Raw genomic sequence first — 226 nt, forward strand, 5'->3', positions numbered from 1 at the left:
ATCGCAGCGAAAGAACATCAAGATGCTTTAGATGAATTAAATAAAGCAATTGAAGATGCAAAAGCTGTTAATAAAGATGACTTCAAACCAAATACAGTGAAACCATTAGAAGATGCAGTTGCAGCGGGTGAAGCAGCGAAAGCAGACGCGACTAAGACTCCAGAAGAGTTGAAAGAAGCGGCTAAAGCTATCACTGATGCGCAAAAAGCTTTAGAAGCAAAAGCTA

The 226-nt window shown here is 39.8% G+C and carries 1 protein-coding gene; it reads left to right on the forward strand.

Going from position 1 to position 226, the window contains the following annotated elements:
• The coding region (locus HMPREF2937_RS13750) for a hypothetical protein (protein WP_180364632.1) at nucleotides 1-226 on the forward strand (226 nt) is incomplete at both ends.

The sequence above is a fragment of the Staphylococcus sp. HMSC061G12 genome (assembly GCF_001838465.1).
In the GTDB taxonomy this organism is placed as follows: Bacteria; Bacillota; Bacilli; order Staphylococcales; family Staphylococcaceae; genus Staphylococcus; species Staphylococcus simulans.